The sequence below is a fragment of the Clostridioides sp. LIBA-7602 genome (assembly GCF_056688945.1).
Genome location: NZ_CP196991.1, coordinates 1,357,844 through 1,373,157, shown reverse-complemented (window position 1 = coordinate 1,373,157; position 15,314 = coordinate 1,357,844). Strand labels below are relative to the sequence as shown.

12 protein-coding genes and 1 other annotated feature (1 of these 13 cut by a window edge) are annotated in these 15,314 nt (G+C 28.8%); all 12 genes read right to left on the bottom strand.

Annotated elements, in window-relative coordinates:
• Positions 1-13, bottom strand: a binding site (T-box leader); it reaches 227 nt to the left of the window's first position.
• Between the two features lie 142 nt (positions 14-155).
• A complete protein-coding gene (gene mnmA / locus ACTG45_RS06610) occupies positions 156-1,235 on the bottom strand; it encodes a tRNA 2-thiouridine(34) synthase MnmA (RefSeq protein ID WP_021384032.1) in 1,080 nt (359 codons plus the stop codon).
• Between the two features lie 149 nt (positions 1,236-1,384).
• The gene (locus tag ACTG45_RS06605) at positions 1,385-4,219 is read right to left on the bottom strand and encodes a cell wall-binding repeat-containing protein (RefSeq protein WP_479920031.1); all 2,835 of its coding nucleotides are present in this window, start codon (positions 4,217-4,219) and stop codon (positions 1,385-1,387) included.
• Positions 4,220-4,544: 325 nt separating this feature from the next.
• The gene (gene nifU / locus ACTG45_RS06600; protein WP_021384029.1) at positions 4,545-4,985 is read right to left on the bottom strand and encodes a Fe-S cluster assembly scaffold protein NifU; all 441 of its coding nucleotides are present in this window, start codon (positions 4,983-4,985) and stop codon (positions 4,545-4,547) included.
• 53 nt (positions 4,986-5,038) lie between these two features.
• Positions 5,039-6,232 (bottom strand): cysteine desulfurase NifS, encoded by a 1,194-nt coding sequence (gene nifS, locus ACTG45_RS06595; RefSeq protein ID WP_021384067.1) that lies wholly within the window; start codon positions 6,230-6,232, stop codon positions 5,039-5,041.
• 17 nt (positions 6,233-6,249) lie between these two features.
• On the bottom strand, positions 6,250-6,696 hold the full coding sequence (locus tag ACTG45_RS06590; protein WP_003419409.1) for an RrF2 family transcriptional regulator: 447 nt from the start codon (positions 6,694-6,696) through the stop codon (positions 6,250-6,252).
• 109 nt (positions 6,697-6,805) lie between these two features.
• Complete coding sequence (locus ACTG45_RS06585) at positions 6,806-7,576, bottom strand: GNAT family N-acetyltransferase (RefSeq protein WP_479918400.1); 771 nt, start codon at positions 7,574-7,576, stop codon at positions 6,806-6,808.
• A 30-nt stretch (positions 7,577-7,606) separates the two neighbouring features.
• Complete coding sequence (locus ACTG45_RS06580; RefSeq protein ID WP_021384051.1) at positions 7,607-8,872, bottom strand: replication-associated recombination protein A; 1,266 nt, start codon at positions 8,870-8,872, stop codon at positions 7,607-7,609.
• Positions 8,873-8,990: 118 nt separating this feature from the next.
• The gene (gene codY, locus ACTG45_RS06575) at positions 8,991-9,776 is read right to left on the bottom strand and encodes a GTP-sensing pleiotropic transcriptional regulator CodY (protein WP_021384027.1); all 786 of its coding nucleotides are present in this window, start codon (positions 9,774-9,776) and stop codon (positions 8,991-8,993) included.
• Between the two features lie 165 nt (positions 9,777-9,941).
• On the bottom strand, positions 9,942-12,029 hold the full coding sequence (gene topA / locus ACTG45_RS06570) for a type I DNA topoisomerase (RefSeq protein ID WP_021384059.1): 2,088 nt from the start codon (positions 12,027-12,029) through the stop codon (positions 9,942-9,944).
• Between the two features lie 32 nt (positions 12,030-12,061).
• A complete protein-coding gene (gene dprA / locus ACTG45_RS06565) occupies positions 12,062-13,162 on the bottom strand; it encodes a DNA-processing protein DprA (RefSeq protein ID WP_021384018.1) in 1,101 nt (366 codons plus the stop codon).
• Between the two features lie 18 nt (positions 13,163-13,180).
• A complete protein-coding gene (locus tag ACTG45_RS06560; RefSeq protein WP_479920030.1) occupies positions 13,181-14,785 on the bottom strand; it encodes a YifB family Mg chelatase-like AAA ATPase in 1,605 nt (534 codons plus the stop codon).
• A gap of 30 nt (positions 14,786-14,815) precedes the next feature.
• The gene (locus tag ACTG45_RS06555) at positions 14,816-15,160 is read right to left on the bottom strand and encodes a YraN family protein (RefSeq protein WP_021384060.1); all 345 of its coding nucleotides are present in this window, start codon (positions 15,158-15,160) and stop codon (positions 14,816-14,818) included.
• Positions 15,161-15,314 lie beyond the last annotated feature (154 nt).

The window sequence follows — 15,314 nt, the reverse complement described above, 5'->3', positions numbered from 1 at the left end:
TCACTGTATTTGCTTTTTAATTAATATACTAATTATATTACTAAATTTTACAAAATTAATCAATACTATATTTCCATATACAATAAATTTATTTTATAAACTTTATTCCACTTTAATATACTTTATTGTTTATTTTTTTAATTTTTTAGATGTTTTTATAAACTTTTCTCGATTATTCCTCCACCTACTACAAGGTCTCCATCATACATTACTACAGATTGACCTTTAGTAATAGCCCTTTGAGCTTCATCAAAAACTATTTTAATAGTATCTTCTCCTATTTTGTGAATAGTCGCTGGTGATGGTTTTGCTGAATATCTTATTTTTGCTTGAACTCTTAGTGGTTCTTCTAATTTATTTATTGATATAAAGTTAACATCTTTTGCAATAAGTTCTTTTTTAAACAATTCTTCATTATCTCCAAGAATTATAGTATTATTTATTGGATTTATATCTATTACAAACATTGGTTTCCCAAAGGTAATTCCAAGACCTTTTCTTTGACCTATTGTATAGTATAGTATACCCTTGTGTTTTCCAAGTATATTTCCTTTAGTATCTACAAAAAAACCTTCTTCAATACGCTTTTTAGAATGTTTTTTTACATAATTTGCATAGTCATTATCTTTAACAAAACAAATTTCCTGACTATCAGGCTTATTGTGGACTGCCATTCCCATTTCTTTAGCAATTTCTCTTACTCTATCTTTTTCATAATCACCTATTGGCAATAAAGTATGTTCTAGTTGTTCTTGTGTAAGATTATAAAGTGCATAAGTTTGGTCTTTTTTATCCGTAACAGATTTTTTTAGCAAATATCTTCCTGTACTTTCATCCTTTTCTATCTTTGCATAGTGACCTGTAGCCACATAATCACAACCTATTTGTCTAGCTTTCTTATAAAAATCATTAAATTTTATATGCTTATTACAAGCTATACAAGGATTAGGAGTTTTTCCTTCTAAATATTCATCTATAAAATAATCTATTACTTTTTCTTTAAATACTTCTCTAAAATTTAGAACATAAAATGGTATACCTATTTTATTTGCTACTCTTCTAGCATCTTCAACTGCTGATAAAGAGCAACAACCACCTTCATTTTCAACATCGTCATCATCTTGCCACAATTTCATAGTAACACCAATGACATCATAACCTTGTTGTTTTAAAAGATATGCAGCTACAGAGCTATCCACTCCTCCACTCATACCTATCATTACTTTTTTATTCATAAACAAATTTCACCTCATCTTTTGCATTACTTATTATTATACCATATAGAGCAAGCATTGTATTTATTTAAAATATAGCTTGCTCTATTTTCTAAAAAAAATAATATTATTAAGTAATTTTAAAAGATTTAAGGTTAATTTTTTATTTACTAATTCTTAACTACATCTACTGATGCTGTTGTTTCTGTTATTATTTTATTAGAATTACTAACATCAACTAGCTGTATTTTTACTTTATAAGTACCTTCTGTATTTCCAACTAGATAAACTGGTGTTGTTGCATCTTGTAATGAAAATCCTTCCATTGGACCCCATCCTGTGTTTACTATGTTAAACCAATTTCCATTGCTATCTTTGGCAATTAATTGTATTCCACCTAGACCTGCTGAACCATCTTCCTCTTTTATTTTTACTCTTACATTCTGATAATCATTTTTACCTTTGTTTAACGTAATCTCTACTGGTGTTCTATTTTCAGTATTTTCAAATTTAGGTATACTACCATCTTGATTTTCATCTATTTTATTTTCTTGTGTTATATTAACAAGTTCATTCATAGTGATAGAAGCTTTGCCCCAAGTAGCAGTTTTTGAATCTTGTGATAGTTTACACTCTCCAAATCCATTAACAACAACTTTATCGTTATCATAATCATCTGTTTGTATTGGAGTATATTCACTTATATTACAATTATCTGTCAAAGTTAAGTTTGCATTAGTTTCACTTACAACTCCATCAGCTTTTACATATTCTACATTTACTCCATACCATCCATTTCCACTTGTTCTAAGATTTGAAGCTGTTACTGATGAGCCATTTACTATTAGACCTGCACCCTTATTGTTATTCAAAGTTACATTATTTAATTTAATATTTTTTGATAAATAAACATGCATTCCTGATTTATTTATCCTATCAGAATCTAAACCAGTTACTTTTAGATTGTTTATTTCTACATTATCTATTCTGTCTAACGTCACTATATTTTCATATCCTGGTATAGTATCAGTAAATTCTGCAGATTTTATTAACTCAGCATCATTAATGCCATTTATAATTATTTTTTTATTTATAACAATTGGCTTTTCGACATTTATTTGTCCATCTATTTCCCATATTTGACCATCTTCTTGTAAATCAAGTGCTTTTTCTAATGTAGCAGTATTATTAATTTTTATTGTCTCAACTTTAACAGGTTCAGCTACTTTTACTGTAATACTTGGTAGTGATAATCCTTCTGATAGTTTATATCCATTTGCTAAATTGGCCTTGAATACATATGTTCCTGATGTTGTAGGACTATACTCTGGTGTACTTTTCCAGGTTACCCCTACTTTAGTATTAGCTACTCCAGATACTGTTGCTGATAGCTCTTTTGGTAAGTTTAGTCTGCTTAACTCTGTTCCATTTTCTACATTTTGAATTTTTATTGAATCTTCAAGTGCTGTTATTGATGTTATCAATTTGTCTTTTACAGACGAACCACCACTTGAACTACCTCCACTTGATGAAGAACCCCCAGATGAACTTCCACCTGGTTTAGTACCATCTATACTTGGACTCTGAGAACCTTCTACTTTATCAGTTATTGTTCCTTCATTTTTTATATTTGTTCCTGTTGCATCATTTTTTATATTTGTTATTTTACCATTATTCTTAACTACAACATTACTAGAATTATTTTGTATCTCTACTTTTTCTATTTTTGCTCCACTTTCATTTATTATTGTTCCACCTTTACTGTCTTTAACTAATACTTTACTTATTGTCCCTTTATTAACTATATCTGCATTTGGAGCAGTTACTACTATAGTCCCTGTATATGTACCGTTTAAATTTACAGAAATTGAATTATTAGTACTTAATGATAAATCATTTGATATAGTTCCTGATGGCTTAACATTTATAACATCATTTGCATCAGCCTTAACTAAGGCTGTTTTTAATTCTTCTAAGTTTTTAACTTCATATACTGTTGTAGATTGTGATTTTTTTATTTCAGAAAAAGCATTTTCATTACCTGAGCCTCCAACCTGTGTGATTGTTTTTAAGCTTTTAGTATTCAATACTTTTTCTTGTTCTTTATTTAACTTGTTTCCAACTAAAACTACTGGAGAACTATTTTTTGCTGCTAGTGAACCTACTGCTAGTGAGTCTATAAGGTCACCTTGTTTATTCATACCATCTTTTGTTATATATGCATTTTTCAACTCTTTTGTCTCGTATAGACCTCTTATAACAGCAGCATTAGTTTCATTTCTATCATTTCCTGACAATCTTTTAGGACTAGGTAAAGTATTTTTTGTTGCTTCTGAGATTGACTTTACACCACCAATTACATAAGATGTTTTTATACCTTTATCTTTTATAAATTGACTCGATAATTTTATACCCTCATTTGGACTAGAAAGTATTATTGGCATTTTATTTTGAGCTGCTGCTGCTCCTACACTTACTGCGTCAGCTAGACCTTTTTCACCATTAACTACAACTATTTTTGAAATATTACTAGTAGTTTTTCTTCCAAGAGATTCATCTAATTTTTTAGCTAATTCTAAAGATGTTTGATACCTATCATTTCCAGATATTCTTTCTGTATCAATTTTTAGAGATTTTAATTGAGCTTCTACTTCTGAACCTAGAGTTTTTACTCCACCTATTAAGTATACTTTTTCGGCTTTTAATCTTATTATTTCAGCCTTCGTTCTATCATCTAATTTATTATTTTGTGTTAAAAGAATTGGTGCATTTTTAGAACTTGCAAAAGGAGTTGCAGTCAATGCATCCACTATAGTATTATCATTTACTAATATTACATTTTTAGATGTATCCCATCCTTTTTTACTTATTTGTATAGCAGTCTCCCATCTACCAGAACCTTTAAGTGTGTCACTGTTCGTTTGAGCATTTGATATGCCTACTGTTACACTGCTAACTACTAATGATATAGTAAGAATTGCTGCTATTTTCTTTGGTACTTTCATAATTTTTCCCCCTAATAGTGTTTTTAATTTGAAATGTGCCTTTTTCACGAAAATAGCATTTTTAGATAATTTCTTTGAAAATATATTTATATATGAAAACCTTCTAAACGATTGATTTGCTGGGATTTATTATATTCTTATTGTTTAGAGATTATAGAAGTGTATCTTTTTTATTATTAGATTAATTTATAAAACGGGTTAAAACAAGGAATCTGGGCAATAAAAAATAGCCATTTTCGTGAAAACGGCTATTTTTCTTTACTACATCATTATACACTTTTTTAAAATTGTTTTAAACCAATTTTTGGAAAATTATTCCTTATTTTTATTCTTCTTCCTCAACATCATGGTCATGAGCATCATCTATAACATATCCATCTAATTCTGGTATATGAATATTATTCTTTTGAGCATAATCTATAAGAGCTGCTTTTACAGCTTGTTCTGCTAAAACTGAACAATGCATCTTTACTGGTGGTAAACCATCTAAAGCTTCAGCAACAGCTTTATTTGTAAGTTCTAATGCATCTGCTATAGTTTTACCTTTTATCATTTCAGTTGCCATAGAAGAACTTGCTATAGCTGAACCACAGCCAAATGTCTTAAACTTAACATCCTTGATTATGTCTCCTTCTATGTCTAAAAATATCTTCATTATATCTCCACATGTAGGGTTTCCAACTTCACCTACACCACTTGCATTATCAATTTCTCCCATATTTCTTGGATTCATAAAATGTTCCATAACTTTATCACTATATTGCATTATTTTTTCCTCCTACTCAATTTATGTCTATTTTTTATGTTTTATCTCTCTGTCTACTTTACTAAGCCTTGTTTCTTCGCATCATCATAAAGTGGTGACATACTTCTAAGTCTTTCTATAACATTTGGTAAATTCTCTAATATATAATCTATATCATCATCTGTTGTAAAATCTCCAACTGTAAGTCTTAATGAACCATGTGCTATTTCATGTGGTAAACCTATTGCAAGAAGTACATGTGAAGGGTCTAATGAACCAGAAGTACAAGCAGAACCGCTTGAACCAGCAATTCCTAGCATATCTAATAATAAAAGTATTCCTTCACCTTCTATAAATTGAAATGCAAAGTTTGCATTTCCTGGAAGTCTATTTTCTAAACTACCATTTATTCTTGTATAAGGTATTCTTTCTAACACACCATCTATTAGCTTATTTCTAAGACGAGTTAAAGTCTCTACATGATTTTGCATATTTGCTTTAGCTAATTCTGCTGCTTTTCCATATCCAACTATTGCAGGTATATTCTCTGTACCAGCTCTTTTACTTTTTTCTTGTGCTCCACCATGAACAAAGTTATGAAGTCTTACACCTTTTCTTATGTATAAAGCTCCTACACCCTTTGGTCCATATATTTTATGTGAAGACATACTCATCAAGTCTATTCCTAGTTCTTTAACATCTACTGGAATATTACCTGTAGCTTGTACTGCATCAGTGTGGAATAATATCTTGTGTTTTTTAGCTATCTCAGATATTTCTTTAATAGGTTGTATAGTTCCTATTTCATTATTTGCAAACATTATACTTATAAGTATAGTAGTATCTTTTATGGAATCTTCTAATTCCTTTAAATCTACTTTTCCTTCACTATCAACATCCAAATAAGTTATTTCAAATCCGTGATGTTTTGCTAAGTATTCACATGTATGAAGTATCGCATGGTGCTCTATCTTTGAAGTTATTATATGATTGCCTTTATTTTTATTAGCATAAGCTACACCTTCTAATGTCCAGTTGTCACTTTCTGAACCACCAGCTGTAAAATACACTTCACTAGGTTCAGCGTTTATAAGGTCTGCTACTTGTTCTCTTGCTTTATCTAATGCATCTTTTGCTTCTCTTCCGAATGTGTGAAAACTAGATGCATTACCAAAATAATCTGTTAAGTATGGCATCATTGCATCTAATACTTCTTTTTTAACAGGTGTTGTTGCAGAATAATCCATATACAATCTTCTTTTTTCCATTACATTCATCTCCAAATCTATTTTTTAATATTTGTTATATCATTTTCTAATTTATTTTTGTTATAGTCATTTATCATATCTTTTAGAGTAATTGAATCTATAACATCTTCTATACCCTTTTTCATCTTTTCCCAAACTATTTTCGTTACACACATGTTTGAGTTTTCACATACATCTTCATCTAGTACACAGTCAGACAATGCAACTGGTCCTTCTAATACTACAAGTATATCACCTACTGTTATGTCTTCAGCATTCTTTGAAAGCAAATATCCTCCTTGAGCACCTCTTACACTTTTTACTAGACCTGATTTTTTTAAAGATGAAAATATTTGTTCTAAGTACTGATCTGATATTTTCTGTTTCTTAGCAATAAATTTTAATGATACTGGTCCATTATCTTGATTTAATGCTAATTCAAACATTGCTTTTAATCCATATCTACCTTTCGTAGACAACTTCATATATTATCACCTCTATATAGAAATCTAATTCATACTGATTTAGTAGGAATTACTTTCAACATAATTTTATTATACCCTACTAATTTTGTCAAGATTAATTTGAAATTTTTTATTTTGAATAAATACCCCATTTTCCAATGTTCTCAAATCCTAGCTTTTTATATATCTTTCCAGCTTCTTCATTATCATAAAACAAACAAGGTATTTTATTTTCTCTTAGGAGTTCTGAACATAGTTTAATAAGGCACTTTGTAGCAAGTCCTCTAGCTCTATACTTTGGATGTGTACCTACTCCAATTATCATTGCATGAGTTTTATTTTCTGAAGTACTCTTTGCCATGGATACTACTTGTTTGTTAATCTCTATACAATACCCTCTACCTGTCCTCAATCCATTTTTTAAATTATCTAAAGTCGTACTGTGAAATTCATCTATCAAATCATAAAGTCTTACTGTCTTTTTAAGATTTCCCAGCCTAATCTTTTTTATCTTTTCACTACAGTTATTATCCACCAAAAACTTTCTAGTTTGAAGTTTACAAAAATCAACTGTCTTTAAATTATTAAGTCCCAATCTATTAGCTAAAGCTCCTACAGCACATATTTTACCAGAAATTTCTTCATAATTAGTATTACAAAGTAGATTATAAAAACCTTCAACATCATATTCTCCATCAGAATAAAACATCATAAACTCAAAATATTTAAGTAATATTGCCCTTATCTCACCCTTTTCATCTATATCTCCCCAGATATTTAAAAAATTATGCCCATATCCATATCTTTCGATATCTCCTATTATAAACAAATTGTACTCAGGTTCTCTTTTTAAGTATTTCATAACTCTACTATGGTAAGTTGAATTAAGTCTTATAATCATAATATCTACCCCCGATACATAACGTTCAGTTTAAAAATCACTATCTAGATATTCTAAATATTTCTTTATATTTGTCTCAGTTTTATTTTCTTGTGGTATGTAGTAGATACTATCTTTTATACTATCTGGTAAATACTGTTGCTTTACATAATGATTTTTAAAGTTATGAGGATATTTGTACCCACAACCTCTACCTATATCTTTAGAACCAGAATAATGTGCATCTTTTATACTGTTTGGTATGTCCTTAACAAACTCTTTATCCAATTCATCCATAGCTTTCATTATTGCTATACATGCAGAATTAGATTTTGGAGATGTAGCTAAAAGAATAGTAGCTTCTGCCAGTGGTATTTTTGCTTCTGGAAATCCAAGTTGCATAGCTGAATCTACACATGCCTTTACAATCATAATAGCATTTGGGTAAGCTAAACCTATATCTTCACTTGCTATTACCAAAAGTCTTCTACATATACTTATCAAATCTCCACCTTTTATAAGTCTTGCTAGATAATGTATAGACGCTTGAGGGTCACTTCCTCTTATAGATTTTTGAAATGCACTTAAAATGTCATAATGACTATCACCATTTTTATCATAGTTTATAATCTTATTAAAGGTAGATGACTGTATTACATCTGAATCTATATGAGTTATATTATCTTTATTTGGTTTAGTTGAATAAACTACCATTTCCAAAATATTCAAAGCTCTTCTCATATCTCCATCAGAAAGAATAGCTATATCTTCAATTGCATCCTTATTACATTCAATATCCATATAACTTTCTTCATTTAATACTTCAATAGCTCTTTCCAAACCTTTTTCTATATCAAACTTCTCTAAAGGTTTAAATTCAAACACAGTAGACCTGCTTAAAAGAGCTTTATACACATAATGGTATGGATTTTCTGTGGTACTAGCAATTAAGGTTATACTTCCATTTTCCATAAATTCTAATATTGATTGTTGTTGTTTTTTATTAAAGCTTTGTATTTCATCTATATATAACAAAACTCCATTTATATTATTTATACTTCCAAGTTCTGATATTACCTTTTTTATATCTTCTAGAGATGAATTCGTAGCATTTATTTTATAGAAATTTTTATTGCTTTTTTCTGCTATTATTTCTGCTACTGTGGTTTTACCAACACCTGGAGGACCAAAAAATATCATATTTGGTAAAAAATTAGATTGTAATATCTTAGACAATATTTTGCCATTACCTATTATATGACTTTGACCTATTACATCATTCATTGTTTTTGGTCTTATTTTATCTGCTAAAGGCATCTCCTCACTCCTTTTTTGATTAAAATACTTACTCTATAATTATTTCAATAATTCGTCTAAAAAAGGTATCTATTCGAAATAGATACCTTTCCTAATCTCAATCTATAAAAAATATAGATTATTGATTGTTTTTTAATTTTTTCAATTCATCTGTAAGTTTATCATTAAGTATTCTTATATGAGTACCTTTCATACCTAATGATCTTGATTCTATCACACCTGCACTCTCAAATTTTCTAAGTGCATTTACTATTACTGATCTAGTTATACCAACTCTATCAGCTATCTTACTTGCAACAAGTAAACCTTCTTTACCATCTAATTCAGCAAAAATATGTTCAACTGCTTCAAGTTCGGAGTAGGACAGAGTGCCTATTGCCATTTGAACTACAGCTTTCTTTCTCATTTCTTCTTCCAACTCTTCACCTATTGCTCTTAATATCTCAAGACCAACAACAGTCGCACTGTATTCAGCTATTACTAAATCATCATCATTAAATGAAGCTGAATATCTTGAAAGTACTAATGTTCCAAGTCTTTGACCGCTACCTAAGATTGGTACTACTGTAGTATATTTTTGTAATCTTCCATGTTCTTCTGGAAAAATTTCCAATATCTTTTCACCATTTAAATTTTCTAATGTCTCATCAATCTTTAATACATTTTGAGTATATTCATCTGAAAATTTCTTTTGTTTAGTATACTCATCTTCTATAACTGAACTGTCTTGAGCATCATTTAAATGAAGACCTAATACTTTACCTTTTGCACTTACTACATAAACATTAGAATTTAAAACATCTCCTAATGCTCCGGCCAGTAAATCAAAAGAGACACTACTTCCACCACTTGTTTGTAATGTTTTATTTATTTTCCTTGTTTTTTGTAACACTTCACTTGCCATTTAATCATCTCCTCATGAAATTTAGGCCTTTTAATAACCTTTTATATTTTCTAATATTATTTTCATCTCTAATGAAAATTTATTTTTTATATTAGTTGTTTACACTTGAAAGATTATCATAGATTGGAACCTTTTTCAAGAGAATTATGTGATTTTTTTCAATTTTCACTCTTTTCCGTCATTATGCTCTTTTGACTCTTTATTACATTCTTTATTAGAACACACTGTTTTTGTTTCAGATTTAGTCACTTTTTCAACCATATATGAACCACACTTCTCACAAAACTCTCCTGTCGGCTTATTCCAAGCTACAAAGTCACAGTTTGGATAATTAGAACATCCATAAAAAGCTTTACCTTTTTTAGATTTTCTAAGTATAATATCTCCTTCTTCACATTTTGGACATTTAACACCAATTTTATTCATAATTGGTCTAGTTGTTTTACAATCTGGATAGTTTTTACAAGCCATAAATTTTCCAAATCTACCATATTTTATAACCATATTAGAGCCACAATTTTCACATATTTCATCAGTTTCTTCATCCATATTTACTTTTTCTATATTTTCAAGTGCTTCTTCAATAGCTTCTTTAAGTGGAGCATATGATTCAGATACAATCTCTTTCCAGTCTGTATTTCCGTCTTCTATAACATCAAGTTTACTTTCCATATCAGCGGTAAAATCTACATCTATAAATTTATTAAAATTATTTTCTAAAATGTCAGTAACTATTATACCAAGTTCTGTTGGACATAGACTCGTTCCTTGTTTTTCAACATATTCTCTATTTAATATAGTAGCTATAGTTGGAGCATACGTACTTGGTCTACCTATCCCTAATTCCTCTAATGTTTTTACCAAACTAGCTTCTGTATATCTTGCTGGTGGTTGTGTAAAGTGTTGGTCTGGTAATACATTTTCTATATTCAATATATCGCCTTTGTCTATACTTGGTAAAATTTTATCTTCTCTCTCTGAAAAATTGTATACCTTAGTGTAACCATCAAATTTCATTTTTGAACCAGTAGCTTTAAATACAAGGTCTCCTATTTTGCATTCTACATTTAATATATCGAATACTGAATCCTCCATTTGGCTAGCTACAAATCTTCTCCAAATTAAATTATATAACTTGTACTGGTCTTTGCTCAGTGAAGCTTTTATACTATCTGGAGTTCTGTCAACAGAAGTTGGTCTTATTGCCTCATGGGCATCTTGAACTTTTTTAGTATCTTTTTTTTCTTTTTTATCACTACTATTTTTATAGTAGTTTTCGCCTAGATTACTTACTATATAACCTTTGGCTTTTTCTCTTGCTTCATCAGAAATTCTCTTAGAGTCAGTTCTTATATATGATATAAGACCAACAGTACCTTCACCTTCTATATCTATACCTTCATATAATTCTTGGGCTATCATCATTGTCTTTTTAGTAGTGAAGAATAGCTTATTTGCTCCTTCTTGTTGAAGCATACTTGTCGTAAATGGTTTTGGAGCTGATTTACGTCTTGATTTAGATTCTATCTTCTCAACTTTTAAATCTTTGCCTTCCATTTCTTTTAGTATTTCGTTTACAGCTTCTTCATTTTCTAATTCGATTTTTTCATCATTCTTACCATAAAATTTTAAAGTTATATCCTTATCTTTTGCTGTCTTTGCTTCCACATCTATTGTCCAATATTCTTTTGGAATAAATGCTTTTATTTCTTTTTCTCTATCACAAATTAATTTTGTTGTAACAGATTGTACTCTACCTGCACTAAGACCTTTTCTAACCTTTTGCCACAATATAGGGCTTATCTGATAACCTAAAAGTCTGTCTAATACTCTTCTTGCTTGTTGTGCATCAACCAAATTTATATCAATATTTCTAGGATGCTTAATTGCTTTTTTAATTGCATCCTTAGTTATTTCATTAAACTCTATTCTACAATCTTCAGATTCATCTAAATTTAGTATATGAGCTAAATGCCATGATATAGCTTCACCCTCTCTATCAGGGTCGGTTGCTAGATACACTTGTTTAGACTTTTTAGCTTCTTTTTTTAATTCTTTTATTACATCGCCTTTACCTCTTATGTTTATATATTGAGGTTCAAAATTATTTTCTATATCTACACCTAATTTACTTTTAGGTAAATCTCTGACATGACCAACTGATGCTTTCACTGTGTAATGACTTTTTCCTAAAAATTTTTCTATGGTCTTAGCTTTTGCAGGCGATTCTACGATGACTAATGTTTTGGCCATAAAACCACACACCCCCACTACCTAATCTTAATTTATACATTTAAACTGTACGTTTTATTATTCATTTCTACTACTAACTCATTTAGTACTAATTCATTGATTATTGAATTTACATACTTTATTTCTATACCAGTATAATCACAAATACTATCTATATGCAAGTTTCCTTCTCTTTTTATAGCTTCTATTATTTGCTTAGACTTGGCATTTAGACTTATATTATCATATTTTTGATTTATTTTTTTATCAATAATATTAAATATGTTATATTCATTCAAAATATCATCTATATTTTCAATTAATTTTGCACCTTCTTTTATAATTTTATGACAACCTCTACTCATTTGGGAATTTATATTACCAGGTATTGCAAAGACATTTTTTCCATGTTCAAGAGCAAAATCCACTGTGATTAATGCACCACTTCTAATTGCTGCCTCTACAACCACTACTCCATCACTTAATCCGCTAATAATCCTATTTCTATTAGAAAAATGATATGGTGCTACTGTCGAGTTAATATTATACTCTGATAATAATAATCCCCCATTTTCTAATATTTTATTTGATAAATATAAATTTTGTTTTGGAAGAGGATTGTCTACTCCTGAGCCAAGCACTGCTATAGTTTTAGATTTTCCATTCATACAACCTATGTGTGAATATGCATCTATTCCTATAGCTAATCCACTTACTATATTAACCCCATACTGGGATAGTTGACAACTTATTGTTTTTGCACAATTAATTCCATAGGCTGTAGGTTTTCTTGAACCTACTATAGCTATATTAAAATTATTATTAACTAAACTTATATCACCTTTATAGAATAATAACTTTGGAGCATTGTATATATTTTTTAATTTCTCAGGATATTCTTTATCATATTGACAAATATATTTAATTGTTTTTTTATAAAGAAGTTCTTTTATATTTTCTAAATAAGCGTGACCTCTATATTTTACTATATTTTTTCTAATATTCAAGCTTATATTTTTTAAATTATATATTTCTTTTTCAGAAAAATCAAATATATCCTCAATATTTACTATTTCACTTTCTATTATTTCAATTGTTTTTGTTGTTATTCCACTAATTGATTTTAACCACAAATAGATATCTCTTTTTTCCATAAAATCCACCTCAAAAACTTATTTAAAATAACTATAATAAGCCTTTCTAAATGAAAAAGCTTCTATAATACACTGCGAATTTATTGTTTCTATTTCTTCCAAATCCGCTATTGTTCTTGCCATTTTTAAAAGTTTTGTATAACTTCTACTACTGAGATTATATTTATTAATTATTGTCTCAGCCGTTTTTGAAGCTTCTTTTTCCAATTTACAATATTTTAATAAATTAGAAGATTTAATTTCACTATTATTTTTTATATTATCTTTTCTAAATCTATTTATTTGTATTTTTCTAGCATTTTCTACTCTTCTCTTTATTTTTTGAGAACTTTCTTCTTGTTTTGAAGAATTAAAATCAACATATTTTATAGAATTAACTTCTACAAAAATATCAAACCTATCTAATAATGGACCTGATATTTTATTTATGTATTTATCAATTTCATTACTCCTACATCTACATTCTGTATCTGACATATAGTAACCACATGGACATGGATTCATAGCTGCAATTAACAATACTCTACAAGGATATTTTGTATTATATTTCACTCTGGATATATTTACATATCCATCTTCTATAGGTTGTCTTAAAGTCTCAAGTATTTTTCTATCAAATTCAGCTATTTCATCTAAGAATAATATACCTCTATGCGCTAAAGCAACTTCTCCAGGTCTTGCATCTACTCCGCCACCAATCAAAGATTGCTTTGTAGTTGTGTGATGAGGTGCCCTAAAAGGTCTATTGTCAATTATTCCTTTGGTTTCATCTATCATACCTAGTATGCTATAAACTTTACTTACTTCTATCATTTCTTCTATACTTATGTCTGGTAAAATTGTCCTTATCCTTTTTGCAATCATAGTTTTTCCTGAGCCTGGAGGTCCAATCATAAAGATATTATGATTACCAGCTGCTGCAATTTCTGCACTCCTCTTTACAAAATAATTGCCCCTTACATCTTTAAAATCTTCATCATATTTATTTTCTTTTATACTGTGAATCTTTATATGCTCACAGTCTTTATAAGTATCATACTTTTCTAATCTTCCATTATATATTTCTAGCTCCTCATTCAAAAAAGACATTATCCTTTCTTTATCGACTTTTATTTCTTCATTTAAAAAATCAATACATTCATTTAAACTTTTAACAGGGATTATATCAATTTCATCTATAAATAAACTTTCTCTTGTATTCTCAATTGGTATAAAAATACGTTTTATATTTTGGTTTTTTGCACCTATAATGATAGGCAATATACCTCTTACTTTTCTTATCTTTCCATCTAATGATAACTCTCCTATAAACATACTTTCTTTTATGTAATTTTCGTCTTTTTTTATTAATCCTCTTAAAAGACCTATACTTATAGATAAATCTAAAAAAGCGCCTTCTTTTTTTATATCTGCTGGTGATAAATTCACAACTATTCTCGTGCTTGGGAATTTATACCCACTATTAAGAATTGCTGATTTTACTCTCTCTCTTGCCTCTTTAATTTCTTTACTTGGAAGACCAACAATATTAAAACTAGGTATACCATTACTTATATCCACTTCAACCTTTACCAAAAAACTATCTATTCCTACTAAATTACTTGAATTAATAATACTTAACATTTTTAATCCTTTCAAAAAACTTTATATTTTTTAAAAAGCATTTATTATATGATTTACTCTCTTTTCCAATAAATAGACCTCTATAATATCAAATCTTATTGGAGTATTATATAAATTATTTTTTATAATATAGTATTTTGCTACATCAACTATCTTTTTTCTTTTTTTAAAACCTACAGATTCGCAAGGGTAACCATACTTTATATTGGACCTTGATTTCACCTCCACAAATACAATTTCATTACCTATATTTGCTATTATGTCTATCTCTCCTAACTTCAGTCTGTAGTTTTTTTCTAGTATCTTCGCACCTTTTGCTAGCAGATAATTAACTGCTATTTCTTCTCCAAAATCACCTTTTTCTTTATTATTCATTATCTACTCCAATACATTAAATTTGTACGTTTAAATTATCGTCAGTATACAATTTAACTATTCAATTTTTTGAGATTGATTTTATTTCCATTAATATTAATAAATACTTCTATTGACTTTATTCTTTTATGATATTATGCTAGTTTTCATAAGG

What these genes read in the sequence shown, in the direction of transcription:
- mnmA (WP_021384032.1), bottom strand. Translation starts at nt 1,235, where the DNA reads ATGAATAAAAAAGTAATGATAGGTATGAGTGGAGGAGTGGATAGCTCT.
- ACTG45_RS06605 (WP_479920031.1), bottom strand. Translation starts at nt 4,219, where the DNA reads ATGAAAGTACCAAAGAAAATAGCAGCAATTCTTACTATATCATTAGTA.
- nifU (WP_021384029.1), bottom strand. Translation starts at nt 4,985, where the DNA reads ATGCAATATAGTGATAAAGTTATGGAACATTTTATGAATCCAAGAAAT.
- nifS (WP_021384067.1), bottom strand. Translation starts at nt 6,232, where the DNA reads ATGGAAAAAAGAAGATTGTATATGGATTATTCTGCAACAACACCTGTT.
- ACTG45_RS06590 (WP_003419409.1), bottom strand. Translation starts at nt 6,696, where the DNA reads ATGAAGTTGTCTACGAAAGGTAGATATGGATTAAAAGCAATGTTTGAA.
- ACTG45_RS06585 (WP_479918400.1), bottom strand. Translation starts at nt 7,576, where the DNA reads ATGATTATAAGACTTAATTCAACTTACCATAGTAGAGTTATGAAATAC.
- ACTG45_RS06580 (WP_021384051.1), bottom strand. Translation starts at nt 8,872, where the DNA reads ATGCCTTTAGCAGATAAAATAAGACCAAAAACAATGAATGATGTAATA.
- codY (WP_021384027.1), bottom strand. Translation starts at nt 9,776, where the DNA reads ATGGCAAGTGAAGTGTTACAAAAAACAAGGAAAATAAATAAAACATTA.
- topA (WP_021384059.1), bottom strand. Translation starts at nt 12,029, where the DNA reads ATGGCCAAAACATTAGTCATCGTAGAATCGCCTGCAAAAGCTAAGACC.
- dprA (WP_021384018.1), bottom strand. Translation starts at nt 13,162, where the DNA reads ATGGAAAAAAGAGATATCTATTTGTGGTTAAAATCAATTAGTGGAATA.
- ACTG45_RS06560 (WP_479920030.1), bottom strand. Translation starts at nt 14,785, where the DNA reads ATGTTAAGTATTATTAATTCAAGTAATTTAGTAGGAATAGATAGTTTT.
- ACTG45_RS06555 (WP_021384060.1), bottom strand. Translation starts at nt 15,160, where the DNA reads ATGAATAATAAAGAAAAAGGTGATTTTGGAGAAGAAATAGCAGTTAAT.